Source organism: Neisseria sp. P0009.S007 (assembly GCF_051962515.1).
Genome location: NZ_JBQCVF010000186.1, coordinates 1 through 2,831, shown reverse-complemented (window position 1 = coordinate 2,831; position 2,831 = coordinate 1). Strand labels below are relative to the sequence as shown.

At 51.2% G+C, this 2,831-nt stretch carries 4 protein-coding genes; 2 read left to right on the top strand and 2 right to left on the bottom strand.

Annotated features, from left to right (window positions below; all coding sequences use genetic code 11):
* Positions 1 to 103: 103 nt before the first annotated feature.
* Complete coding sequence (locus ACTHS3_RS11320) at positions 104 to 760, top strand: YdcF family protein (RefSeq protein ID WP_440367982.1); 657 nt, start codon at positions 104 to 106, stop codon at positions 758 to 760.
* A gap of 70 nt (positions 761 to 830) precedes the next feature.
* Here the strand turns inward: ACTHS3_RS11320 and ACTHS3_RS11315 are convergent, their stop codons facing one another.
* On the bottom strand, positions 831 to 1,088 hold the full coding sequence (locus tag ACTHS3_RS11315; RefSeq protein WP_440367981.1) for a hypothetical protein: 258 nt from the start codon (positions 1,086 to 1,088) through the stop codon (positions 831 to 833).
* 106 nt (positions 1,089 to 1,194) lie between these two features.
* Positions 1,195 to 2,289: an ABC transporter substrate-binding protein gene (locus tag ACTHS3_RS11310; RefSeq protein ID WP_049344933.1), complete on the bottom strand. Its 1,095-nt coding sequence runs from the start codon at positions 2,287 to 2,289 to the stop codon at positions 1,195 to 1,197.
* 159 nt (positions 2,290 to 2,448) lie between these two features.
* Between ACTHS3_RS11310 and ACTHS3_RS11305 the strand changes: the two genes are divergently transcribed.
* Positions 2,449 to 2,831: glutamate--tRNA ligase (locus ACTHS3_RS11305; RefSeq protein ID WP_440367980.1), on the top strand; the 383-nt coding region annotated here is incomplete at its 3' end.

The following is a 2,831-nucleotide window of genomic DNA, read 5'->3' as shown; positions in this document are numbered from 1 at the left end:
GAGCGTCCCGTTTTGGTAACGCCTACGCGCGCAGCCATCGGCCGTCCGTTGGAAAACATTGCCGCCCTACTCGGCTGACGGGGTTGGAGAAGGCCGTCTGAAGATGATTTCCCTGCTTAAAAGCCGCAATGGCTTGCGATATTACCTGTTTCGCGGTCTTGCTTTGAGCGTTTTGCTGGTGTGCGGTATTTTTTTGAGCGGCACATGGCAGATTTACCGGACAGGTTTGCAAATCTTGCCGAAGGACGTTCATGCCGATGCGGCGGTGGTGTTAGGTGCGGCGGCGTGGGACAAACGCCCATCGCCGGTATTCCGTGAGCGCATCAACCACGCCATCACGCTCTACCAAAGCCATCGGGTCGGTAAAATCATTTTCACCGGCGGTACGCCCAAAAAAGGATTTATGACCGAAGCCGAAGTGGGGCGCCGATACGCGCTCAAGCAGGGCATACCGGCGCACAATATCCTATTTGAAAACACGTCGCGCAACACTTACGAAAACCTACGCAATATCGTCCCCATCATGCACGCCAACGGAGTCGGCAGCATTATCGTTGTCAGCGACCCGTATCATTTGGCGCGTGCCGAAGAAATGGCCGCCGATTTGGGCTTGTCAGACGCGCAGTTCTCCGCCACCCCGACCACGCGCTTTGACGAGCGCAGCAAGAAAGCCAAGTTTCTGATGCAGGAGAGCTATTCATTGTTTCTCTACCGTATCGGCAAATGGAGCGATGCCATTTGGAATTGGATAGGGGGTTGAGCCTTCGATAATCCATGTAAAAAGCCGTCTGAAGCCTTTTAGGTTTCAGACGGCCTAAATGTATGCTTACTTATTGATATTGATTTGCAGCTACACTGCCAAAAAAGACTACAGCCAGTACCAGATAAATTACCATTACGATGGCAAACAGAATCAAGGCAGCCTTGAAATAATTGGCTTTATTCGGATTGGTGTTTGAGCTGAATGCCCATACAAGCATCATAACTATATTGACCAGCGGAATCATCAAAATCAAGTTTGTTATCAACCATTCTTTGACGCTTACAATCGGAGCCTGTTGATGGCGGATTTGGTTTTGTTCAGTCATATCTTGTCCAATACATTAAATAAAAAGAATAATAATTATACATAATAAAGCCTTATTAGTATAGCATACATATTCAGACGGCCTGAGCCTATGATTTTTGCAGCCGCTATTTCAATCGGATGTAAAACGTACCGTCCGGCACGACGGGCAGGTATTTGCGGTAGAAGTCCAGATAGGTCTTGTTTGGGTCTATGTCGGCAAACTGCTGCGGATACAGGGTTTTGGCGATAAATTGCGCGCTGGCCAAATCGGTGAGCGAGCGGGAGGCGGTGTGGTAGATGCCGTAAACGCGTTTGTTTTTGACGGCAGGAATGTCTGCCCAGCCTTTGCGTTTGACAAATCCGGCCAGGCGGCGTTGCGCATCGGCCTGGCTGATGCCTATGCCCATCGCCATAATGCCAGGCTTGTCTTTATGGCCGTTTTCCGTCCCCGAAATGACGATGACGTCGGGTTTGGCCGTCAGGAATTTTTCAGGGTTTATCGGTCCCCAGTTTTTAACGTAAGGCGCAGCGATATTGTTGCCACCTGCTGTGTCGGCAATCGCGCCCCACATATCTTTGCCGAAAGTGTAGCTGTATTCGGACGGGCCTTTGTCGCCGAACTCGATATAGATTTTCGGTTTGGACTGCTTGGCGCGCGCGACGCGTTTTTGGATATCGGCAATGCCTCGGGCGTATTCGGCGGCAATTTTTTGGGCGCGCGCCTGTGTACCGTTGAGTTCGCCGAAAATTTCCGCACTGCGCGTGTGCCGCGCGACGGTTTCGGCGTTGAAATCGACCACGACGACGGGTATGCCTGCCGCTTTAATGCGCGGCAGATGGGTGGCGATGGCCTTATACTGCCAGTCGGCCAGAATCAATACGTCCGGCTTGAGCGCGAGCGTTTTCTCCAGTGAAAACGTGCCGGTACTGATGTTGCCGATGTCCGCAATGTTTTGCAGCGTAGGCAGCTTCTGTTTGAACATCGCCCAGCTGCCAGGATTGAATTTCTCCCAAAACTCACGCGAAATGCCGATGACGTTTTTAAATTTGTCCGCGCCCGTTACCGCGATATAGTCGGGATAGTAAAACGCCAAAACCGCGCGTTTGACAGGGACATCGACTTTGACTTCGCGTCCCAATACGTCTTTGATAGTTTTGATTTCGGCTTGGGCAAAAAGGGGCAGGAGGGCGAGGGCGGTAAATAAAGCGCGTTTGTTCATGAGCGGATACTTTCAAAGAAATGATTATCATTAGTTTTGTTTTCAGGAGAAAAGTTCCCAGACGGTCCTTCTGCGCCGACATTATTTTCAGACGGCCGTACATTGTTTAAACCTTGCCGAAAAAGTAAAATACCTGTTTTCAAAGATTTTGGAGCCATCATGACCGTCAAAACCCGTTTCGCCCCCAGCCCCACCGGCTACCTGCACATCGGCGGCGTACGCACCGCCTTGTTTTCATGGGCGTTTGCCCGCCATCATAAAGGCGAGTTCCTATTGCGTATCGAAGACACCGACTTGGCGCGCTCTACTGCCGAATCCGTCAACATTATCCTCGACGGCATGAAATGGGTCGGCCTGAACTACGACAACGCAGACAACGTCGTTTACCAAACCCGCCGTTTCGACCGCTACAAAGAAGTCATTGCCGAACTTTTAGAAAAAGGCCATGCCTACTACTGCTATTGCAGCAAAGAAGAGCTGGAAGCCATGCGCGAGAAAGCCGAAAAAGAAGGCACGGCGACTTACGACCGCCGCTGGCGTCC

Coding starts and splice junctions, on each gene's coding strand:
- ACTHS3_RS11320 (WP_440367982.1), top strand. CDS start 104: ATGATTTCCCTGCTTAAAAGCCGCAATGGCTTGCGATATTACCTGTTT.
- ACTHS3_RS11315 (WP_440367981.1), bottom strand. CDS start 1,088: ATGACTGAACAAAACCAAATCCGCCATCAACAGGCTCCGATTGTAAGC.
- ACTHS3_RS11310 (WP_049344933.1), bottom strand. CDS start 2,289: ATGAACAAACGCGCTTTATTTACCGCCCTCGCCCTCCTGCCCCTTTTT.